This is a genomic window from Mesorhizobium sp. WSM4904 (assembly GCF_029674545.1).
Taxonomy (GTDB): Bacteria; Pseudomonadota; Alphaproteobacteria; order Rhizobiales; family Rhizobiaceae; genus Mesorhizobium.
Genome location: NZ_CP121354.1, coordinates 3,649,891 through 3,669,844 on the forward strand (window position 1 = coordinate 3,649,891; position 19,954 = coordinate 3,669,844).

The following is a 19,954-nucleotide window of genomic DNA, read 5'->3' on the forward strand; positions in this document are numbered from 1 at the left end:
GAATGGACCGCCACGGCCGGGAAAGGTCCTAAGCTCTCAACCTCTCATTCTTCGGATCCCAGAGCGGCTCGTCCTTCTGCACCACCGCCTTGAAGCGGTCGCCGAAGATCTCGACCTCGATCGCCGTGCCCGGCTCGGCAAGGTCGGCGCGGAGCATGCCGAGCGCGATGGATTTGTCGACACGGTGACCCCAGCCGCCCGAAGTCGTCTCGCCGACGATGCTGCCGCCATGCCAGAGCGTCGACATATAGGGCGCATCGCAATCGCCGGGGTTCTCGACGACAAGCGTGACGAAGCGCTTCTTCACGCCCTGCTGCTTTTCATTGAGCAGCGCCGCCTTGCCGCGGAAGTCGGGCTTGTCCCATTTGACGAAGCGCTCCAGCCCGCCCTGCAGGATCGAATAGTCGGTCGACAGATCGCCCTTCCAGGCGCGGTAGCCTTTTTCCAGCCGCAGCGAATCCAGCGCATACATGCCGAAGGGTTTTAACCCATGCTTCTGGCCGGCGGCCCAGACCGCGTCGAACACGGTGGCTGTGTCTGCCACCTTGGTGTGGATCTCCCAGCCGAGCTCGCCGGCGAAGGAGACGCGCACCAGCTTCGCCCAGCGCCCGGCGACGGTCGTTTCCTGATGGGTCAGCCAGGGCAGCGTCAGATCGGCGGCGCAAACCTCGGCAAGGATGGCGCGCGAGTTCGGGCCGGCGAGGATCTGTGTCGAGTATTCCTCTGTGCGATCGGTCAGCGTGAAGGCCGCATCGGCCGGCATGCGCGACTTCAGCCATTCGAAATCGTGCCACTGCGCCACCGCCGCGGTGATCAGCGTCATCTGGTCTTCACCATGGCGCACGACCGACATTTCGGTGACGATGCGGCCCTTGTCGTCGGCAAAATAGACGAGGCCGATACGGCCGGGTTTCGGCACGGGGCCGGTGACCTGCAGCGCCAGCCATTCGGCGGCGCCCGGACCTTCGAGGTTGAAGCGCGAGAAGCCGGGCAGGTCGAGGATGCCGGCGGCGTCGCGCACGGCCAGGCATTCCTCTCGCACACGCTGCTGCCATGGTCCGTCGCGGCGGAAGGTCAGCGTCGATTCCTCCGAAATGTCGTCGCCGGGCTTCGCATACCAGGTAGCGCGCTCCCAGCCGTTGTAGGCGTCGAACTGGCCGCCGAGCGCCTTGATACGATCATGCAGCGGTGAGTGTTTGCGGTCGCGCCCGGCCGGCCAGGCATGGCGCGGGAACTGGATGGCGTATTCATTGCCGTAGATCTCCAGGCCCTTGGCGACACAATAGTCAGGAGCGGACGCGAAGGCGGTGAAGCGGCGTGGGTCGCAGGACCACATGTCCCATTCCGTCTGACCCTCGGTCACCCATTCGGCCAGCACCTTGCCGGCGCCGCCGCCTTGCGCGATGCCGAAAGTGAAGACGCAGGCCTCGAAGGCATTCGGCACGCCGGGCATCGGTCCGATCAGCGGGTTGCCGTCGGGCGCGTAGGGGATCGGGCCGTTGATGACCTTGGAGAGGCCGGCGGTGCCAAGGATCGGCACGCGGGCGACGGCGTCGGCGAGATAATGCTCCAGCCGGTCGAGGTCGTCGGGGAAGAGCTGGAAGGAAAAATCCTCCGGCATGGGATCGTTATGCGTCGCCCAGTGCGCGCGGCAATTGCGCTCATAGGGGCCGAGATTCATGCCGGTCTTTTCCTGGCGCAGATAATAGGACGTGTCGACATCGCGCAGCAACGGCAGCTTATGCCCCTGTTCCTTCGTCCAGGCGGCCAGCTCAGGGATCTCCTCGAACAATATGTACTGATGGCTCATCACCATCATCGGCACTTCGCGGCCGAACATTTTTCCAACTTCGGCGGCGCGGTAGCCGGCCGCGTTGATGACGATCTCGCAGCGGATTTCGCCCTGCGGCGTCGCGACCACCCATTCGCTGTTCTCGCGGCGAACGCCGGTGACCGGGCAGAAGCGGATAATTTTGGCGCCCATGTCGCGCGCGCCCTTGGCAAGCGCCTGCGTCAGCTGCGCCGGGTCGATATCGCCGTCGCTCGGATCGTAGAGCGCGCCCTCCAGCTCGTGCGTCTCAATGAAGGGATAGCGCCGCTTGATCTCGTCGAGGCCGACGACATCGATGTCCATGCCCTGGTAGCGGCCCATGCCCTTGGCGCGCTGGAACTCCTGCATGCGCTCCTTGGTGTGGGCGAGTCTGAGCGAGCCGGTGACATGGTAGTTCATCGGATAGTCGACCGCTTCGGCCAAACCCCGGTAGAGCTCTGTCGAGTAGCGCTGCATGTTCATCAGCGACCATGACGAGGAAAAGGTCGGCACATTGCCGGCGGCGTGCCAGGTCGAGCCGGAGGTCAGCTCGTTCTTCTCCAACAGCACGCAGTCGGTCCAGCCGGCCTTGCAGAGATGGTAGAGCGAGGAGGCGCCGACGACACCGCCCCCGATGATCACCACGCGCGCCGTGGTCGGCAAACCGGCCATGTTTCTTCCTCCCAAGCTCCAACTCAATATACCGGCGGCGAAACCACCCAGATGACTACTGCCGGCTCGGCGCCCGGATTGCGCCAGCGAAACGGCTTGCCTTCGAAGCGGAACGAGTCGCCTTCGCCGAGCTGATGCCAAATGCCGCCGATCTCGATCTCGAAGGTGCCCGACACGACATAGCCCGCTTCCTCGGTCGGACGGCGCGCTTCGGTCTTCAGTTCGGCGCCCGGCGCGAAGACCGAGCGCAGCATCTCGAAGCTACCGCCGAGGTCGGGCGACAGAAGCTCCTCCACGAGGCCTGATTCGCTTGTGCCAAGCGAGCGGCGGCTGCCCGCGCGCACAACCACGCCGCGTTCCTTCTCGACAGGCACGTCATGGCTGAAGAACAGGCTGAGCGGCACGCCGAAGAGCTCGGCGAAGGCTCTGAGATCGCCGAGCGAAGGAACCGAAAGTCCGCGCTCGACCTGGCTGACCCAGCCGACGGAGCGGCCGAGCTTGAACGCGATCTCGCTGAGCGTCAGCCCGCGCGCCTTGCGCAGCGCACGGATATCGCCGGCAAGCAGCCGCTCGCCATTGTCCTGCTCCGGTCTGACGGCGGTCGAGGCCAATCGTGAACTCGTGAAAAAATATGAACAATTTTCATGTGAGGACAAACCAGTGAAAAAATCAAGCGGATTTTCATACGCTGCAAGATTTGCTTGCGCGATTTTGGCGCTTGATGCAAAGGCTGCCCTACGAACGGAGGGTGGGGCGTCCGATCGGGACCAATCTAGTTCTTGTGTCTGCGGATGGTCGTTTGCGGAAACCGGGTTCCGGCCATGCCTGAAGGGACGGCCCATGCTGGATAAGAATAGCCGGATCGCGCTCGATGCGGCGATCGTCGACGAGGCGATCATTTCGCGCCGATCCGTGCGCGCGTTTTTGCCCGACATGGTCGACGACGAGACGATCCGCGCCATCCTGACGGTGGCGGCGCGGGCGCCGTCAGGCACCAACATGCAGCCTTGGCGGGTCTATGTGACCAAGGGCGAGGTGAAGCAGCGCATCAGCGACGCCATCCTCAATTCCGGCATTCGTGCCGAGAAGGCGGAGTGGGACGAGTACCGCTACTATCCCGACCAGTTCTTCGAGCCTTATCTCAGCCGGCGCCGGGCCAACGGCTTCGGTCTCTACGGCGCGATCGGCATCGGCCGGCGCGAGGTCGACAAGATGCGCGCGCAGCACGATCGCAACTTCATCTTCTTCGACGCGCCGGTCGGCATGATCTTCACGGTCGACCGGCGGCTGAACAAGGGGTCGTGGATCGACTACGGCATGTTCCTGCAGAACATCATGGTCGCGGCGCGGGGCAGGGGGCTGCATACCTGTCCGCAAGCCGCCTTCGCACCCTACCACCGGCAGATCCGCCCGGTGCTCAACATTCCCGACGAGGAAGTCGTCGTCTGCGGCATGGCGCTGGGCTATGAGGACAACTCCAAGCCCGAGAATGAATTCCGCACCGACCGCGCGCCGCTCGAAGAATGGGTGACGTTCGCTGAGTAGCGCGGACAGGGACTGGTCGCCCTGACTGCTAGACTCTAGTCCGTGCTCATATGGGCACCGTGGCCGCTGACATGGGCGCCGTCCTGCGGTGTCAGCCTGAGATAAGCGAGCAGCGCGCAAAGCGTGATCAGGGCCTCGACGATGAACAGGATGCGGTAGTCGTTGACGCTGGCCTGGCCGCCTCCGGCAAGCAGCGACAGCAGCGCCGCCGCCAGGCCGACGCTGATCGCGACCGCCAGCTGCCAGAGGATGTAATAGAGCGCGCTGAAGCGCGAGAGCTGCTCCGGCGCGATGTCCGAGTAGGCGAGATTGCCGGTCGAGGCCCACTGCACGGAGCGGAAGAGGCCGAAGACGAAGATGTAGGTAAGCACGATCCAGGCGGGCGTGCTTTCCTGCATCAAGGCAAACCCCGCGACCAGCAGGGCGACGATCGGCGTGTTGGTGACCAGCACGCGCCTGAAGCCGAAGCGGTTGAGGATGCGCGGCATGAAGAAGCGCATCAGCACCGACCCGATCGCCGCCACGAAGGTCAGCGATCCGGCCTGGACGGCGCTCATGCCGAAGCCGAGCTGGAACATCAGCGGCAAGAGGAAAACCACCGAACTCAGCCCGATCGTGTCGAGACCGCCGCCGGTCAGGAAGCTGACGCGAAAGGTGCGGATGCGCAGCAGGTTGAGGTCGAGCAGCGGGTTACGGGTGCGCAGGCAGTAAAGCGCGGCGACGGTCAGGATGGCGATCGCCAGCCCGAGCTCCATGGCGATGCTGGCGCTCGCCGCATCCTTCGCGGCAAGCGAATCCATGCCGAAGACGAGCAGCGCCATGCCGCTGCCGACGAGCAGGAAGCCCGGAAAATCGAAAGGCGTGCGGACCGGCTTGGTGGTCGTGGGGAACAGCGAGGCGGCGAGCAGCGCGGCCGTCAGCGCGATCGGTATGTTGATGTAGAAGATCCAGCGCCACGACACGTAGGTGGTTAGCGCGCCGCCGACGAGCGGCCCGACCAGCGGGCCCGACTGGCCGGCGAGCGAGATATACATGTTGATCTTGAGCGTGCGGTCGCGCGGGAAGCTCGACAGGATTACGACCTGGCCGAGCGTGCCCATCAGTGCGCCGCCGAAACCCTGCAGCGCGCGCGAGCCGACCAGCATCCAGATGTTTTCCGACAGGCCGCAGAGCGCCGAGGCACTGGCGAAGACGAGCAGCGCAAAGCAGTAGACGTTGCGCAGCCCGAAGCGATCGGCCAGCCAGCCGCCGAGAGGCATCGTGATGATCAGGCTCGCGACATAGACGGTGATCAAAAGACCGAGCTGGCTCGGCGGGCGGTCCAGGCTTTGGCCTATGCCCGGCAGCGCGGTCACAATGACGTTCTGGTCGAGACTGGTCATGAACACGCCGCAGGCGACGGTTGCCGGCAACAGCAGCGACGGGTCGCCCGTCGGAGCAAAGCGGGTCGTGGCTGTCGCCGTAGTCTCTGCGGTCATGGAAGGAATTGTCGAAGTGGTTGCCTGAGCGGACTCCGACCAGAGCCCGTTCCTCATCTATCGTCTTCGCTGGTCCAAGGCTCAAGCAGCAGTTGTAGCCGTCGATAGTGCCAGGCACCTGCTGGACCAGTCGACTGGTCCTATTTGCTCTACTGAACCTCGTAGCCGACTTCCTCGCCGGCGTGGCACAAGGCTTTCCAGAACGACCGAGCAAACGATCGGAAGACGTAGATGTCGAACTGATCCGCGCCGGTGCGCTGGATCTGGGCGAAAACATCGTGATGGTTGGTCGAGCGGCCTGCGCCCAACGGGAAGGCCGGCAAGGCAAAATCGATGGCGAAGAATTTCGCCAGCACCCATTCCGCTTTCGGTCCGGCGACGCGGATCGCCGTGCGGCCGTGCGACAGGTCGGTGAGCGTGCCGACCGAAGGCGTGATCACTCCCGTAAACGCGGCGGCCAAGCCCTCCGCCTCGTCGACCACGGTGAACTTGCCCGGCGCGAAGCCGAACGCCGACTTCGCGCCATTGCTGACGCCGCCGCCGGCGCCGTCCGGAAGGGCAAGGCCCGTCACCTTGTATATGCCCGACATCAGGCGCTTCTCCTCGCCTGGCCACGCGGCAAGCTGCAGGATCGAGCCTGGCCGCGTTTCGGACAGGATGACATCGACGCCATGTTCGAAATTGCCATGCGAGCCTGGATGGTAGACGGGCTCCAGCGGCGATTGACGTTCAACCATGCATGCGGCTCCCGTCCGGATCGTAGAAATGGTTGGAGACGATCTCGACCGGCCCGAACCGGTTGCGCAGCGGGTCGGAAACGAAGGCGCGCGTGCCGTGGCGCGCCTTGCCGCCCCTGACCAGCGCCAGAGCGATGTATTTGCCGAGCGCCGGCGAATAGCAGCAGGCGGTGATGTGGCCGATCGAATCGTGCGGGTTCTCTTGGTCCAGTTCATCGACGATATGTCCGCCACCGTTGAGCGCGCGGTTGTCGAGAGCGATCACGCCGACCAGTTCCAGCCGGTCCGGAGCGATCAGCCCCTCGCGGTCCATCATGGCGGAACCGATGAAGGGTTTCTTCTTCGACAGCATCCAGTCGAGATGGAGGTCGCGCGCGGTGGTGCGGCCGTCGATCTCGGCGCCGGTGACGTGACCCTTCTCGATGCGCATGGTGCCCAGCGCCTCGAGCCCGTAGGTGACAAGGCCGAACGGCTTGCCGGCCTCGATGAGCGCTTCCCACACCCGTGTGCCGTAACCGGCGCCGGAATAGACCTCGAAGGCCATTTCGCCGGAGAAAGAGAGGCGGCAGATCATCACCGGCACGCCGGCGATCTGGCCATGGACGATGCCCATGAAGGGAAGCGTGGCGTTGTCGACGGCTGTGCCTTTGACACAAGAGGCAAGGATGGCGCGGGCCTTCGGGCCGCCGATCGCGGCACCAGCCCATTCGTCGGTGACCGAGGTGACGGTGACCTTCAGTTCCGGCCAGATGACGTCGAGGAAATATTCCAGATGCTGCATCACCTTGCCGGCATTGGCGGTGGTGGTGGTCATCAGGAATTCCTGCTCCCCGAGCCGCCAGGTGGTGCCGTCGTCGAAGGCAAGACCGTCCTCGCGCAGCATCAGGCCGTAGCGGGCCTTGCCGACGGCGAGGGTGGAAAACATATTGGTGTAGACGCGGTCGAGGAATTCGGCCGCGTCCGGTCCTTGCACGGCGATCTTGCCGAGTGTCGAGACATCGACGATGCCGGCGCTCTCGCGTGTCGCCTGGGCTTCGCGTACGTAGGCCTGCTCTACGGTCTCGCCGGCGAGGCCGTAGATCATCGGGCGATACCAGAGTCCGGCCGCATACATGGTCGCGCCGTTGGCGATGTGCCAGTCATGCATCGGCGTCAGCCGCTCCGGCTTCAAATCGCCGAAGCGCTCGGCCGCCAGCGAGCCGATCGAGACCGCCGTGTAGGGCGGGCGGAAGCGTGTCGTGCCGACTTCCGGTATCGGTTTGCCGAGCGCCTCGGCCATGATGGCTAAGCCCGGCACGTTGGAGTTCTTGCCCTGGTCGGTCGCCATGCCGAGCGTGGTGTAGCGTTTCAGATGCTCGACCGAAACGAAGCCCTCGCGATGCGCGAGCCGAACGTCCTCGGCGGTCACGTCGTGCTGGAAGTCGACGAAACTCTTGCCCTTGGCCTTGATCTCGAAGACCGGCGCCGGGTCGGGATCGCCAGGAACAGCCTCGACAACGGGCAGGGGCGCCGAGGACGGCGTTCCGCCGGCGGCCTGGAGGCCGGCCGCGCGGCCCTCGGCGATGGCTTCGGCAGTGGAAAAACTGCCGGTGAAGGCGCCGGCGCCGATCCAGCGCTGCGTCGGCTGCGGCGGCAGGAAGGCCTGCCTGGCAGTGTCCCATATGGCCTTTGCACCGGCCTGGCTGGCGAGATGGATTGTCGGCGACCAGCCGCCCGACATAGCCAGGCAGTCGGCATGGATGCTGCGTTCTTCGCCGCTGAGCGCACCGCTCATCATGTCGAAGCGTTGCACCTTGAGGCCGGTGAGCGCCTTGCCGCCTTCGGTCGCGATTACGGCATGGCCCGCAAACAATTCGGCCTCGGCTTCGCTCGCCAGCCTGCGCATCTCGTTCGAGACGTCGCCGCGGACATCGATGACGGCGACGACGGCAGCGCCTGCCTTCTTCAGGGCGACCGCCGAGCGATAGGCGCTGTCGTTGTTGGTGAACATTGCGATCCGTTCGCCAGGCAGCACGCCATATTCGTTGGCGTAGCGTTCGGCCGCATGTGCCAGCATGACACCCGGACGATCGTTGCCCGGAAACACCAGCGGCCGCTCGAAGGAGCCGGTGGCGAGAACCGCTGTCTTGGCGCGGATCGCCCAGTAGCGCTGGCGCGGCTCGCCTTTGGCCGGCACTTCCTTATGGTCGGTCACCCGTTCGAGGGCGGCCAAAGTGTTGCCGTCGTAGTAGCCCCAGACGGTCGTGCGCGGCAGCAGGCGGACATTGTCGTTGCCTTCGAGCTGGCCGACGACGCGCGCCGCCCAGTCGGCGGCCGGCGCGCCGTCGATGGTTTCGCCAGACCAGTTGGCCGAGCCGCCGAACTTTGCCTCGAGATCGGCCAGGATCACGCGCGCACCCTGGTCGGCGGCGGCCTTCGCTGCCATCAGGCCGGCCGGGCCGGAGCCGACGACCAGCACGTCGCAAAAGGCGTTCATGCGCTCGTAGCGCGCAGTGTCGGGCGCAACACCCGCCTTGCCGAGGCCGGCGGCGCGACGGATGAAATGCTCGCAGAACATCCAGAACCGCGTGCCCTTCAGCGGGCCGAATACCGGTCCCATGAAGGTCTTGTAGTAAAAACCGGCCGACAGGATCTTGCCGCCGAGCTGGTTGAGCGCGCCGATATCCAAAGCGAGCGAGGGGGAGCGGTTCTGGCTGACAGCGACCAGCCCGTCATAGATCTCGACCATGGTGGCGGGGATGTTGGGCTCGCGCACTTCACCGCGCAGCACCGTCAACAGGGCATTCGGCTCCTCGACGCCGGCGGCGAGCAGGCCGCGCGGGCGGTGGTACTTGAACGAACGACCGAACAGCGTCACGCCATTGGCGAGCAGCGCCGAAGCCAGCGTGTCGCCGGCATGGCCGGTATAGGGCGCGCCGTCGAAGGTGAAGCGGATGGTGCGCAGCCGGTCGATGCGGCCGCCGGTTTCCGTGCGGCGAGGGCTCACTGGTTGCCTCCCGCTTTATGGCCCGCGGATTTGTGTCCGCCACGGGCGAACGCCGTACTCAGGATTTCATGGGTCAGGGTATTGCGCACGACCCGCAGATGCGCGCGGCAGCCGCCGGAATGCTGCCAGATCTCATTGTGGTCTCCGGCCGGGTTCAACCGGTCGTAGACATAGGCATTCCAGGCATCGAGATCCTGCGAGGCCGGCTGCGGCCGCTCGCGGTTGCCGTCGCCCTGGTAGGTGAATTCGACGACGTCGCGCGGGCCGCAATAGGGACAAGTGATCAGCATATGATTGAAACCCTAATGCAGCCGCGGATTCGCGCCCTGGCCTTTGTCGTCGATGATCAGGCCACGATAAAAACGGTCGAGCGTGAAGGGGGCGTTGAACTCGTGCGGCTCGTCCTTGGCGATGGTCCAGGCGAAGCACCAGCCCGAGGCTGGCGTAGCCTTGAAGCCGCCGTAGCACCAACCGCAATTGAGATACATGCCGGGCAGCGGGCCGGTGGTGATGATCGGCGAGCCGTCCATCGTCATGTCGCAAAGCCCACCCCAGGAACGCAGCATGCGCACCCGCGCAAGGCCCGGGAACAGCGCCAGCATCTCGCTCATCACCTCATCGACGATCGGCAGGCTGCCGCGCTGGGCGTAGCTGTTGTAGCCGTCGAGGTCGCCGCCATAGACGAGGCCGCCCTTGTCGGACTGCGAGATGTAGAAGTGGCCCATGCCGAAGGTGAGAACGGTGTCGACGATCGGCTTCAGCGATTCCGAGACGAAGGCCTGCAGAACGTGGCTTTCGATCGGCATGTGCGAAATGCCGGCAAGCTGCATGACATGGCCGGTGCTGCCGGCGACGGCAAGCGCCACTTTCCTGGCGCGGATATCGCCGCGTGTCGTCGTCACGCCAATGACCTGGTCGCCGTCGCGCAGGAAGCCGGTGACCTCGCAATTCTCGATGATGTCGACGCCGCGCCGGTCGGCGCCGCGCGCATAACCCCAGGCGACCGCGTCGTGCCGGGCGGTGCCGGCACGTGGCTGCATCAGCCCGCCAAGGACGGGAAAGCGCGCCGAGCCCGAGACGTCCAGCGCGGGGACTAGCCGCTTGATCTGGTTGACGGTCATCAACTCGGCATCGACGCCGAGATGGCGCATCGCGTTGCCGCGCCTTGCATAGTCGTCGAGCTGGGCCGGCGTGTGCGCGAGATTGAGGCAGCCGCGCTGCGAGAACATGACGTTGTAGTTGAGGTCGTGCGAGAGGTTCTCCCACAGCTTCATCGAATGCTCGTAGAAGCGGGTGTTTTGCGGCAAAAGATAGTTGGAGCGCACCGCCGTGGTGTTGCGGCCGACATTGCCCGAGCCCAGCCAGCCTTTTTCCAGCACCGCGACATTGGTGATGCCGTGTTCCTTGGCAAGGTAATAGGCGGTCGAGAGTCCGTGGCCGCCGCCACCGATGACGATCACATCATAGGACGCCTTCGGGTCCGGCTTGCGCCACGCCGGCTTCCAGTCCTTGTTGCCGTTCAGCGCGTTCTTGAGCAGCGAAAAGGCCGAATATTCCGCCATTCTTCCTGTCGTCCTGTTGGTGCGAGGCGGCACACTATAGAGCAGCCCACAACCGCAAAGCCAAGATTGCGCCATCGCTTTTCGACAGGCCGACTTCGATCCATGCCATCGCTCCACGGATCGGGACGGCTTGCCGCCTGATATGGCGGTCTTTATCAAGGATGGAATTTTCGAAGATTTTTCGGCCGCGAGTCGCCCGTCCGTCATGATTTCCCGACTGCTACGCCTGATCCTGGTCGCCATCGTCGTCGTCGCGACGCAGCCGTCGTCCCACGCCATTGCGCAGGCGATTGGCCAGGGCTCCGCACAGCTCATCGCCGATCAAACCAAGGCCATGCAGGACCTGACGGCCAAGACCGACGGCCTGGAGAAGAAGATAAGCGATCCCGATGAAGACGATGCCGGGCTCGTCGATATCCGCCTGCAGCTCGAGGATATATCGCGAGCGGCGCTGAACAGCGCGCTGGCGTTCCGTTCGCGCCTCAACGACATCAACGATCGCGTCGAGGTTCTGGGGCCGCCACCCGCGCAAGGACAGCAAGAGCCCGCGATCGTCGCCAATGAGCGCGCGGCGCTCACGGCCGAGAAGGCCGAGATCAACGCGGTGGTCGCCAGCGCGCAGAACCTGTCGATCCGCATCAGCGGCCTGGTCGACAATATCGCCATCAAGCGCAGCGAGCTTTTCCGCAGCGTTCTGACGAAACGCTACGAATTGACCGATGTGCTGAGCCCGCAGGGCTTTTCCGACGCGCATGACCAGTTCACCGGCCTCTACAAGGCAGTGGCGTCCTGGCTGACCTTCGCGTTCAAGTTCAAATTTCAGGCAATCCTTGCCGCGACGCTGATGGCGCTGGCGCTGGCGGCCGTGCTCCTGATAGGCGGGCGGCGGCTGTTCGGCCGCATTTTCGAGCCCAATCCATCCGTGGAGGATCCATCCTACCTCAGCCGGCTGTCCGTGGCGTTCTGGTCGACGCTGCTGCCGACTGCGGCGCTCGGCGCGTTCTTGGCCTCCGCAGTGTTCTTCTTCAACTATTACAACGTGCTGCGCGGCGATATCGGCACATTCCTCAATGCGCTGCTCGCCGTAATCGCAGTGGTGTTCTGCGTCAACCGGCTGACCAATGCGGCGCTCGAGCCGCGGCTGCCTAACTGGCGGCTCATTCCAGTTGCAACCGGCCCTGCGCGCTGGCTGGTGAGGCTGACCACCGCCATGGCCGTGGTTCTCGGCATCAATTACTTCCTGTCGGTCGTCAACGAGAAGATGGGTTCCCCGCTTTCGCTGACGATCGCCAGGGGTTTTGTCGCCACCATCATCGTCGGCGTCATCCTGATCCTGATGGGGCTGCTGAGACCATTCAGGACGGCTGACGGCGCATGGCGTCCTTGGCCGGCATGGCTTCGCTTCATCGCGATCGGGCTCGGCCTGTTCACCATCGCTGCGGCGCTGCTCGGTTATATCGGCCTCGCGCTGTTCGTCTCGTCCCAGGTCGTGGTCACCGGCACCATCCTGGTCACCGCCTATATCGGCTTCCTGTCGGCGCGGGCGATCGGCGAGGAGGGCGGGTTCGCTGATACGTCGGTCGGGCGATGGCTGTCCGCCAATTCCAGCTACGAGGACACCGCGCTCGATCAGCTCGGCCTGGTGGCCAGCATCGCAATCAACCTGATGATCGTGCTGGTGTTCCTGCCGCTGATCCTTCTGATGTGGGGCTTCCAGCCCGGCGACATCGAGGCCTGGGCCTACAAGCTGGCAACGGGCGTCACCATCGGCTCCGTCACCATCTCGGTGCTCGGCATCCTCACCGGCATCGTCGTCTTCGTCATCGGCTATTTCCTCACGCGCTGGTTCCAGGGCTGGCTCGACGGGTCGGTGATGGCGCGCGGCAAGGTCGACACCGGCGTGCGCAACTCGATCCGGCTGGCCGTGGGCTATGCAGGCGTGGCGCTCGCGGCACTTATCGGCATATCGGCGGCTGGTATCGATCTTTCCAATCTGGCGCTCGTTGCCGGTGCGCTGTCACTTGGTATCGGCTTCGGCCTGCAGAACGTGGTCTCGAACTTCGTCTCCGGCCTGATCCTGCTTGCCGAACGCCCGTTCAAGGTGGGCGACTGGATCGTCGCCGGCGACATCAGCGGCACGGTGAAGAAGATCAGCGTGCGTGCGACGGAAATCGAGACGTTCCAGCGGCAGTCGGTGATCCTGCCCAATTCGAACCTCATCAACAATGCGGTCGGCAATTGGACGCATCGCAACAAGCTCGGCCGCGTCGACATCAGGGTCGGCGTCGCCTATGGCAGCGACGTCAAGCGGGTGCACACGCTTCTGCTCGATATCGCCCGCGCCCATCCGATGGTGCTCAAGAACCCCGAGCCCTTCGTGCTCTTCGCCAATTTCGGGACGGCCGCGCTCGAATTCGAAATCCGCGTGTTCGTGGCCGACGTGATGAACGGCAGCATCGTCCAGAACGACATACGCTTCGCGATCTTCGATATCTTCGAGGACGAGCACATCGAGATCCCGTCGACGCCGCGCGCCGTGGTCGAGACAACGAAGCACGAGTCGTGGCCGATCGACGACGACAAGATCGAGGCGGAATTTGCCGAGCGCGAGCGGCTGGAAGCGGAAGCAGCGGCCGAACGCGAACGGCTCGCCAAGATGAAGCGAAGGGGCCGCAAGCCCGATCCAGGCTAGACGTTGCGCCATTTTCCGGTCGGTGAAACCAATTGCGGCATGAATGCGGCATTCAGTTGCGGTTCAGCTTGCATCTCATATAAGCTCTCATGCAAAGGGCGAGAATGCCTTGCGAAAATGCAACAGAGGCGGTGTGGAAACACCGGAAATTGCAATGTGGAAGTCTGTCGTTACCGCCATCGCTTTCTTGGCCCTGGGCGGTTCGGCTTTTGCCGCCAGCGCGGTCAACAAGGACGCTCAGACGCGGACGTTGATCGTGACCGAAGGCGGCGGCAAGACCGAGCTGGCGCTGGCCGCCGGCGAGACGGTGGAGTTCTGCCCGAATGGCTGCTTCGTCACCCTGCCCAATGGTGACCTCGAAGCGCTGACCGGTTCAGAAACGGTCGAGATCTCGGGCGGCGTTGCCCGGATCAAGTAAAATCCTTAGACGCGATCGGCGAAGGCCGGGCGAACGCCCGGCCTTTTATCGTTTCCGGTAGCCGCTGCTTAACGATAACACCGGAAATACCCCCGCACAGCGCGCCGCAACCGGGCGTTTTAACGTTCGCTCCGTCATGCCCCGTTATATCCATCGCGTAGGCGCCGAAATGCGGCGCGGGGTGAGCAGGGCGGGGCAATGGACGCGCGGTCGGACGGGAACGCAATTCCGCTTGCGGTCGATCTCGACGGCACGCTGATTGCAACGGACCTTCTGTGGGAAGGCCTGTTCATCCTGCTCAAGAAGAATCCGCTCTATCTCTTTGTCCTGCCGCTCTGGCTGACCGGCGGTCCGGCGCGGCTCAAGCAGGAAATCGCAGCGCGCATCGACATCGATCCGGCATCGCTGCCTTACCGGGTTGAATTGCTCGAGCGGCTTCGCGGCGAACACGAGGACGGCCGCAGGATCGTGCTGGCGACGGGCACGCCGCGCAAATTCGCCGAGGCGATCGCGGCGTATCTCGGCATCTTCGAGCGCGTGCTGGCGACCGACGGACCGCACAATTTGACTTCGGCCAGGAAGCGCGCCTCGCTGGTCGCCGCCTATGGCGATGCCGGTTTCGACTATGCCGGCAACAGCCGCCATGATCTCAATGTGTTCGATGCCGCGCGCAACGCCATCGTGGTGGCGCCGGACCGCAGCGCGCAGCGCTGGCAGGCGGCGCGCGGCGCCGAGACGATGCCGGCGCCGAAGCGAACGCTCAAGACCTACGTCAAGATGCTGAGGGCGCATCAGTGGCTGAAGAATTCACTGATCGCGGTGCCGATGGTGCTGTCGCACGAGTATTTCAACATCGGCATGATCTGGCAGTGCCTCCTGGCCTTCGTTTCGTTCAGCGCCGTGGCCTCCGCCATCTACATCGTCAACGACTTCTTCGACCTCGCGCTCGACCGTAAGCATCCGACCAAGCGCAACCGCCCGTTCGCCAGCGGTGTTCTGTCGATCCCGTTCGGCCTCGGCGCCGTCTTTGTGCTGCTCGCGATCGGCATCGCCACCGGCTGCCTGCTGCCGATCGAGTTCCTCGGCGCGCTCGGCGGCTATATGGTCGTCACCACGGCCTATTCGCTGTCTTTCAAGCGCATGCTGTTGATCGACGTGCTGACGCTCGCCGGCCTCTACACCATTCGCGTGCTGGCGGGAGCGGCGGCTACGGGCGTCGATGTCTCCTTCTGGCTGCTCGCCTTCTCGATCTTCTTCTTCCTGTCGCTGGCGCTGGTGAAGCGTTTCGTCGAATTGCGCACGACCGCCATCCCGGTCGGCGAGCGCATCGCCGGCCGCGGCTACCGCACCGAGGACCAGGAGATCGTCGCCCAGGCGGGCATGGCCTCGGCCTTCTCCTCGGCGCTGGTGCTGGCGCTCTACATGGACAGTGTCGCGGTGCGGGAGCTTTATCCGCACCCGTGGGTAATGTGGCCCTTGGCGCCGATCGTGCTTTATCTCACCATGCGCGTCTGGATCCTCGCGCGCCGCGACGAGATGCATGACGACCCGGTCGTCTTCATCATCCGCGACTGGCGTAGCCAGATCGTGGTGGCCATCGGCGCCGTGCTTCTGATCGCAGGAGGCTGGGGCTGGTGAGCGCCGGCGGCGAATATTTCGGCAGCTTCGGGCTGGCGACGCCGCCGGCGCGCCGGGCGATCCCGGCGGAAGAAGCCATCGCGCTGTTGAAAAGCGGCACGGCCAAGCCGGGCTCGCTTCTCGGCTACGGCAATGGCCGCTCCTATGGCGACAGCTGCCAGAACGACGCCGGCATGGTAGTCGACATGCGGCCGCTCGGCCACATTCGCGGCTTCAACGCCGAGACCGGCGTGCTCGAGGCCGATGCCGGCGTGCTGCTTTGCGACATCATCGCCCATGCCGCGCCTTACGGCTTCTTTCCGGCCGTGGTTCCCGGCACGCAGTTCGTCACCCTTGGCGGCGCCATCGCCAATGATGTGCATGGCAAGAACCACCACCGGCGCGGCACGTTCGGCTGTCATGTCGAATCCTTGACCTTACTGCGGTCCGACGGCCGGACCTATCGCTGCTCCGAGACCGACAACGCCCATCTGTTCAGGGCGACGGTCGGCGGCATGGGGCTGACCGGACTGATCTTGTCGGCGTCGATCCGGCTGATGCGTGTGCCCTCGCTCGACATCGTCGAGAAAACGACGCGGTTCCGCGATCTCGCCGAATTCTTCGATCTTGCCGACGCCGCCGACCAGGCCAATGAATATGCCGTTGCCTGGATCGATCAGCTCGCCGGCGGCCACGGGCGAGGGCGCGGCCTGCTGTTCACCGGCAACCATGCCGAGCACGGCTCGCATGCCGCCATGCGCGCAGGCAGTCGGCTCTCGGTGCCCGTGCAGCCGCCCTTCAACGTGCTCAACCGGCCGTTCCTGGCTGCCTTCAACGCTGCCTATCGATGGAAGAAGGGTCGCACGCCGGCTGCGCGCCAGGCGGGTTACCAGGGCTTCTTCTTTCCGCTCGACGGTGTGCGCGACTGGAATCGGCTCTATGGCCCGCGCGGGCTTTTCCAGCACCAGTGCGTGGTGCCTGAGGCCATGGCGCGGCGCACCGTGCCGGCACTGCTTGAAGCGGCGCGGCATGCCGGGCAAGGCTCGTTCCTGACCGTGCTGAAGCGGTTTGGCGCCGTCGGTTCGCCGGCGCTGCTCTCGTTTCCGCGGCCGGGCTATACGCTGACGCTCGATTTCCCCAACAGGGGCGAAAGGACGCTGCGGCTGTTAGCCGAACTCGACCGCATCACGATCGAGGCCGGTGGCGCCGTCAACCCCTATAAGGATGCCCGCATGAGGCCCGAAACCTTCGCGGCGTCCTTCCCGGAATGGCAACGGCTGGAGGCGCTTCGCGACCCGGCCTTCCTGTCGGATTTCTGGGCGCGCACAGCGAAAAAACTGGAGGCTCGGCGAGAGGCCGTGGTGGCCGCAGAATAGGTCGAATTTGAGTAAATCTTGGTAAATGAAGCGTTCATATCCGGGTTTTTACTAAAAATATACATGTGATTTCACGAAATATTTGCAGGTTTGTAGTAGGACCGCCCAAGGGCGGGGTGGCAACAATGAAATACATCTTCTTCATTCTCTTCACGGTCATGACCAATGCCGCTGCTCAGCTCATGCTGAAGCAGGGCATGATGTCGATGGGGCCGATCTCTTTCGACAACATCAATCCGCTCGTCAAGCTGCTGCAGATCGTCTTCAGCCCCTGGGTCTTCCTCGGCCTCTGCACCTTCGTCATCTCGATGGCCTCGCATCTCTACGTGCTGTCGAAGGTCGAGCTCAGCTTCGCCTATCCGTTCCTCAGCCTCGCCTATGTCGCGGTCGCCGTCTTTGCCTATTTCGTCTTCCGCGAGGACCTCAATGGCTGGCGCATCGCCGGTATCGCCTGCATTTGCGTCGGAACGATTTTGATCGCTCAAAGTGGCCGCGGGCACGAGAACCAGACCGCTTCCATCACTTCCGACAAGATCGGCACAAACGAGATCCTTCGATGAGACATGTGATTTTCGGCGGCGACGGTTTCGTCGGCCGGCATCTTGCTCCCAAGCTTGCTGCGGACGGCGAGAACGTCGTCGTTGCCGACATCGTCAAGAGCGACCTGCCGCACTATCGTTCGGTGCGCTTCATCACTTGCGATGTGACCGATCCGGCTTCGGTCGCGGCAGTGGGCCTCAAGGCGGGCGACATGGTCTACAACCTGTCGGCCAAGATGCTGTCGCCGATCCAGGTGCGCGCCAATCGGCACGACTTCTTCTTCCCGGTGAATTTCCACGGCACAGAGCACATCATCCAGGCGATGGACAAGGCCGGCGCCTCGAAGCTGGTCCATTACACGACCGACATGATCTACGGCCATACCGTGGTGCTGCCGATGACCGAGGACCATCCGGTCGCGCCGCTCGGCGAATATGGCCTGTCGAAGCTGAAGACCGAGGAGCTCGCCGCCGAATGGCGCAGGCGCGGCATGTCGATCTCGCTGTTCAGGCCGCGCCTGATCATCGGACCCGGCCGTCTCGGCATCCTGGAGAAACTGTTCAAGCTGATCGACTGGAACCTGCCGGTGCCGATGATCGGCTCAGGCAGGAATCCCTATCAGTTCATCTCGGTGTTCGATTGCGCGGAAGCCGCGCACGCAGCCTGGAAGGCCGGCGTGCCGAACGAGGCTTACAATCTGGGCTCGCTCAATCCGCCGCCGGTCAGAAAACTGCTCGGCGACCTGATCAGGCATGCCGGCTCCAAGTCGATCCTGCTGCCGACGCCGGGCTGGGCGGTCAAGCGCACGCTCGACCTGCTCGATCTCATGAACATGCCGATCATGGATCCGGAGCAGTATCTGATCGCCGACGAGGAATGCGTGCTCGACGTGTCCAAGGCCGAGCGTCAGCTCGGCTGGGTGCCGCAATATCGCGACGAGGACATGCTGATCGCCGCCTACAGCGAATACCGCGCCAAGAAGGACGGCCACGCCGTCGCCACCGAACACGTACCTGCCGAATAAGGCGACGAAGGGGGATTTCGAGATGACCGTCATTGCCAAGCCGGAACCCGGCGTGCACGCGCTGCTCGAAGCGCCGGCGCTGCTGCCCGCCACCGTCGCCAAGCCCGAGCTGATCAGCGTCGAGCAGGCCAAGGCGATGGACGTCGCCCGCATCACGGACCTGTTCAAGGCCCACCTCAACCCGGGCCAGCTGCATTTCATGAAGCTGCTCGGCTTCCACAAGGTCAAGATCGAGCGCGCCGAAGGCATGTTCTACATCGACCAGAACGGCCGCAAGATCCTCGACTTCTTCGGCGGCTTCGGCTCGCTGGCCTTCGGCCACAACCATCCGCGCATCCTCGAGGCCCGCAAGAAGTTCCAGGAGGAGAAGCGCCAGGAGATCGCCATCGCCTTCATGTCGCAATATGCGGCGGCGCTCGCGCACAACATCGCCAAGTGCTCGCCCGGCGATCTCGACATGGTGTTCCTCGGCTCCTCCGGCTCGGAGGCCATGGAAGCGGCGGTGAAGCTTGCCGAACGCGCCGCAGGCCCGAAGCGGCCGAAGGTCGTCTATGCCGAGAACTCCTTCCACGGCAAGACCAAGGGCGTGCTGGCGATCACCGACGGCCAGCTCTACCGCGCCGAGTTCAAGGTGGCGGACAATGCCGTGCGCGTGCCCTTCGCCGATATCGCGGCGGTCGAACGCCTGTTCAAAAGCGATCCGGAGATCGGCGTCATCGTGCTGGAAACCATCCAGGGCGGCGGCGGCATCATCCAGGCGCCGGCCGACTACTGGCGAAAGCTGCGCGCGCTTTGCGACCAGCATGGCGTGCTGTGGGTGGCCGACGAGGTGCAGTGCGGTTACGGCCGTTCCGGCCGTTTCTACGCCTTCGAGCACTACGGCGTCGTGCCGGACGTGACGGCGCTGGCGAAATCGCTCGGCGGCGGCAAGGCCGCGGTCGGCGCCATGATCGCCAGGCGCGATGTCTACATGAAAGCCTATGGCACGCCGAAGACGGCAATGATCCACGCCATGGCGACCTTCGGCGGCATGGGCGAGGCCTGCATCACCGCGATCGAGGCGCTGAACGTGCTCTATGACGAAGGGCTGATCGACAATGCTGCGTCGACCGGCGACTACCTTTTGCAGCGGCTGCAGACGCTGAAGGCGAAATATCCGAAGATCATCAAAGGTGTGCGCGGCAAGGGTCTTATGATCGGGCTCGAGTTCCACGATTTCTCGCAGACCTTGCCGATGGTGCTGCGTCCTGTGGTGAGTGTGCTCGACGACAAGCTGAAGGGTTCGCTCTCGGGCTTCGTCGGCTCGCTCTTGCTGCGCGACTACGACGTGCTCGTCGCCTTCACCGAGTATAATCGCAACGTCATTCGGCTCGAGCCGCCGCTGATCTGCCAGCGCGAGCATGTCGACCGCTTCGTCGACGCCTTCGACAGCCTCCTGTCGCGCGGCATCGTGGCGATCGTGAAGGATTTCGTGAAAAGCCAGGTCCGCTGAGACAG

Annotated in this window: 15 protein-coding genes; 8 read left to right on the forward strand and 7 right to left on the reverse strand. The window is 64.2% G+C overall.

Translation table 11 applies throughout. The features are described 5' to 3' along the window. Nucleotides 1–28: 28 nt before the first annotated feature. Together QAZ47_RS17375 and QAZ47_RS17380 are read right to left on the reverse strand one after the other, a co-directional pair. Entirely contained in the window at nt 29–2,482 is a 2,454-nt protein-coding gene (locus tag QAZ47_RS17375) for an FAD-dependent oxidoreductase (RefSeq protein WP_278230164.1), read from the reverse strand. A gap of 23 nt (nt 2,483–2,505) precedes the next feature. After that, on the reverse strand, nt 2,506–3,093 hold the full coding sequence (locus QAZ47_RS17380; protein ID WP_278230165.1) for an XRE family transcriptional regulator: 588 nt from the start codon (nt 3,091–3,093) through the stop codon (nt 2,506–2,508). A gap of 229 nt (nt 3,094–3,322) precedes the next feature. Between QAZ47_RS17380 and QAZ47_RS17385 the strand changes: the two genes are divergently transcribed. Beyond that, on the forward strand, nt 3,323–4,027 hold the full coding sequence (locus QAZ47_RS17385) for a nitroreductase (RefSeq protein ID WP_278230166.1): 705 nt from the start codon (nt 3,323–3,325) through the stop codon (nt 4,025–4,027). A gap of 35 nt (nt 4,028–4,062) precedes the next feature. Here QAZ47_RS17385 and QAZ47_RS17390 read toward each other — a convergent pair whose 3' ends face one another. From QAZ47_RS17390 to QAZ47_RS17410, 5 genes are all read right to left on the reverse strand, one after another. After that, complete coding sequence (locus tag QAZ47_RS17390) at nt 4,063–5,505, reverse strand: MFS transporter (RefSeq protein WP_278230167.1); 1,443 nt, start codon at nt 5,503–5,505, stop codon at nt 4,063–4,065. A gap of 149 nt (nt 5,506–5,654) precedes the next feature. Further along, nucleotides 5,655–6,242, reverse strand: a complete 588-nt coding sequence (locus tag QAZ47_RS17395; RefSeq protein WP_278230168.1) for a sarcosine oxidase subunit gamma — start codon at nt 6,240–6,242, stop codon at nt 5,655–5,657. Beyond that, on the reverse strand, nt 6,235–9,228 hold the full coding sequence (locus QAZ47_RS17400) for a sarcosine oxidase subunit alpha (protein WP_278230169.1): 2,994 nt from the start codon (nt 9,226–9,228) through the stop codon (nt 6,235–6,237). Before QAZ47_RS17400 ends, QAZ47_RS17395 begins: the two co-directional genes overlap by 8 nt. Then, nucleotides 9,225–9,518: a sarcosine oxidase subunit delta gene (locus tag QAZ47_RS17405; RefSeq protein ID WP_278201975.1), complete on the reverse strand. Its 294-nt coding sequence runs from the start codon at nt 9,516–9,518 to the stop codon at nt 9,225–9,227. Before QAZ47_RS17405 ends, QAZ47_RS17400 begins: the two co-directional genes overlap by 4 nt. Nucleotides 9,519–9,530: 12 nt before the next feature. After that, nucleotides 9,531–10,790 (reverse strand): sarcosine oxidase subunit beta, encoded by a 1,260-nt coding sequence (locus QAZ47_RS17410; protein ID WP_278201976.1) that lies wholly within the window; start codon nt 10,788–10,790, stop codon nt 9,531–9,533. 205 nt (nt 10,791–10,995) lie between these two features. Here QAZ47_RS17410 and QAZ47_RS17415 point away from each other — a divergent pair, with 205 nt between their 5' ends. The 7 genes from QAZ47_RS17415 (at nt 10,996) to QAZ47_RS17445 (ending at nt 19,949) form a co-directional block, all read left to right on the forward strand. After that, nucleotides 10,996–13,482, forward strand: a complete 2,487-nt coding sequence (locus tag QAZ47_RS17415) for a mechanosensitive ion channel family protein (protein WP_278230170.1) — start codon at nt 10,996–10,998, stop codon at nt 13,480–13,482. 154 nt (nt 13,483–13,636) lie between these two features. Beyond that, entirely contained in the window at nt 13,637–13,900 is a 264-nt protein-coding gene (locus QAZ47_RS17420) for a hypothetical protein (protein ID WP_278072907.1), read from the forward strand. Nucleotides 13,901–14,098: 198 nt separating this feature from the next. Further along, nucleotides 14,099–15,538, forward strand: a complete 1,440-nt coding sequence (locus tag QAZ47_RS17425) for a UbiA family prenyltransferase (protein WP_278201978.1) — start codon at nt 14,099–14,101, stop codon at nt 15,536–15,538. Beyond that, nucleotides 15,535–16,893 carry an FAD-binding oxidoreductase gene (locus QAZ47_RS17430; RefSeq protein WP_278230172.1) on the forward strand — a complete coding sequence of 453 codons (1,359 nt, stop codon included), beginning with the start codon at nt 15,535–15,537 and terminating at the stop codon, nt 16,891–16,893. The genes QAZ47_RS17425 and QAZ47_RS17430 overlap by 4 nt, the downstream gene beginning before the upstream one ends. A 125-nt stretch (nt 16,894–17,018) precedes the next feature. Further along, entirely contained in the window at nt 17,019–17,453 is a 435-nt protein-coding gene (locus QAZ47_RS17435) for an EamA family transporter (RefSeq protein ID WP_278201981.1), read from the forward strand. Continuing rightward, on the forward strand, nt 17,450–18,457 hold the full coding sequence (locus QAZ47_RS17440; RefSeq protein WP_278201982.1) for an NAD(P)-dependent oxidoreductase: 1,008 nt from the start codon (nt 17,450–17,452) through the stop codon (nt 18,455–18,457). Before QAZ47_RS17435 ends, QAZ47_RS17440 begins: the two co-directional genes overlap by 4 nt. Nucleotides 18,458–18,479: 22 nt before the next feature. Continuing rightward, nucleotides 18,480–19,949, forward strand: coding sequence for an aspartate aminotransferase family protein (locus tag QAZ47_RS17445; protein WP_278201983.1), 1,470 nt, complete (start codon nt 18,480–18,482; stop codon nt 19,947–19,949). Nucleotides 19,950–19,954: the final 5 nt, after the last annotated feature.

Excerpts from the sequence above, each read along its gene's own strand:
- QAZ47_RS17375 (WP_278230164.1), bottom strand. The coding sequence starts at position 2,482 with ATGGCCGGTTTGCCGACCACGGCGCGCGTGGTGATCATCGGGGGCGGT.
- QAZ47_RS17385 (WP_278230166.1), top strand. The coding sequence starts at position 3,323 with ATGCTGGATAAGAATAGCCGGATCGCGCTCGATGCGGCGATCGTCGAC.
- QAZ47_RS17390 (WP_278230167.1), bottom strand. The coding sequence starts at position 5,505 with ATGACCGCAGAGACTACGGCGACAGCCACGACCCGCTTTGCTCCGACG.
- QAZ47_RS17395 (WP_278230168.1), bottom strand. The coding sequence starts at position 6,242 with ATGGTTGAACGTCAATCGCCGCTGGAGCCCGTCTACCATCCAGGCTCG.
- QAZ47_RS17405 (WP_278201975.1), bottom strand. The coding sequence starts at position 9,518 with ATGCTGATCACTTGTCCCTATTGCGGCCCGCGCGACGTCGTCGAATTC.
- QAZ47_RS17410 (WP_278201976.1), bottom strand. The coding sequence starts at position 10,790 with ATGGCGGAATATTCGGCCTTTTCGCTGCTCAAGAACGCGCTGAACGGC.
- QAZ47_RS17415 (WP_278230170.1), top strand. The coding sequence starts at position 10,996 with ATGATTTCCCGACTGCTACGCCTGATCCTGGTCGCCATCGTCGTCGTC.
- QAZ47_RS17420 (WP_278072907.1), top strand. The coding sequence starts at position 13,637 with ATGTGGAAGTCTGTCGTTACCGCCATCGCTTTCTTGGCCCTGGGCGGT.
- QAZ47_RS17425 (WP_278201978.1), top strand. The coding sequence starts at position 14,099 with ATGGACGCGCGGTCGGACGGGAACGCAATTCCGCTTGCGGTCGATCTC.
- QAZ47_RS17435 (WP_278201981.1), top strand. The coding sequence starts at position 17,019 with ATGAAATACATCTTCTTCATTCTCTTCACGGTCATGACCAATGCCGCT.
- QAZ47_RS17440 (WP_278201982.1), top strand. The coding sequence starts at position 17,450 with ATGAGACATGTGATTTTCGGCGGCGACGGTTTCGTCGGCCGGCATCTT.
- QAZ47_RS17445 (WP_278201983.1), top strand. The coding sequence starts at position 18,480 with ATGACCGTCATTGCCAAGCCGGAACCCGGCGTGCACGCGCTGCTCGAA.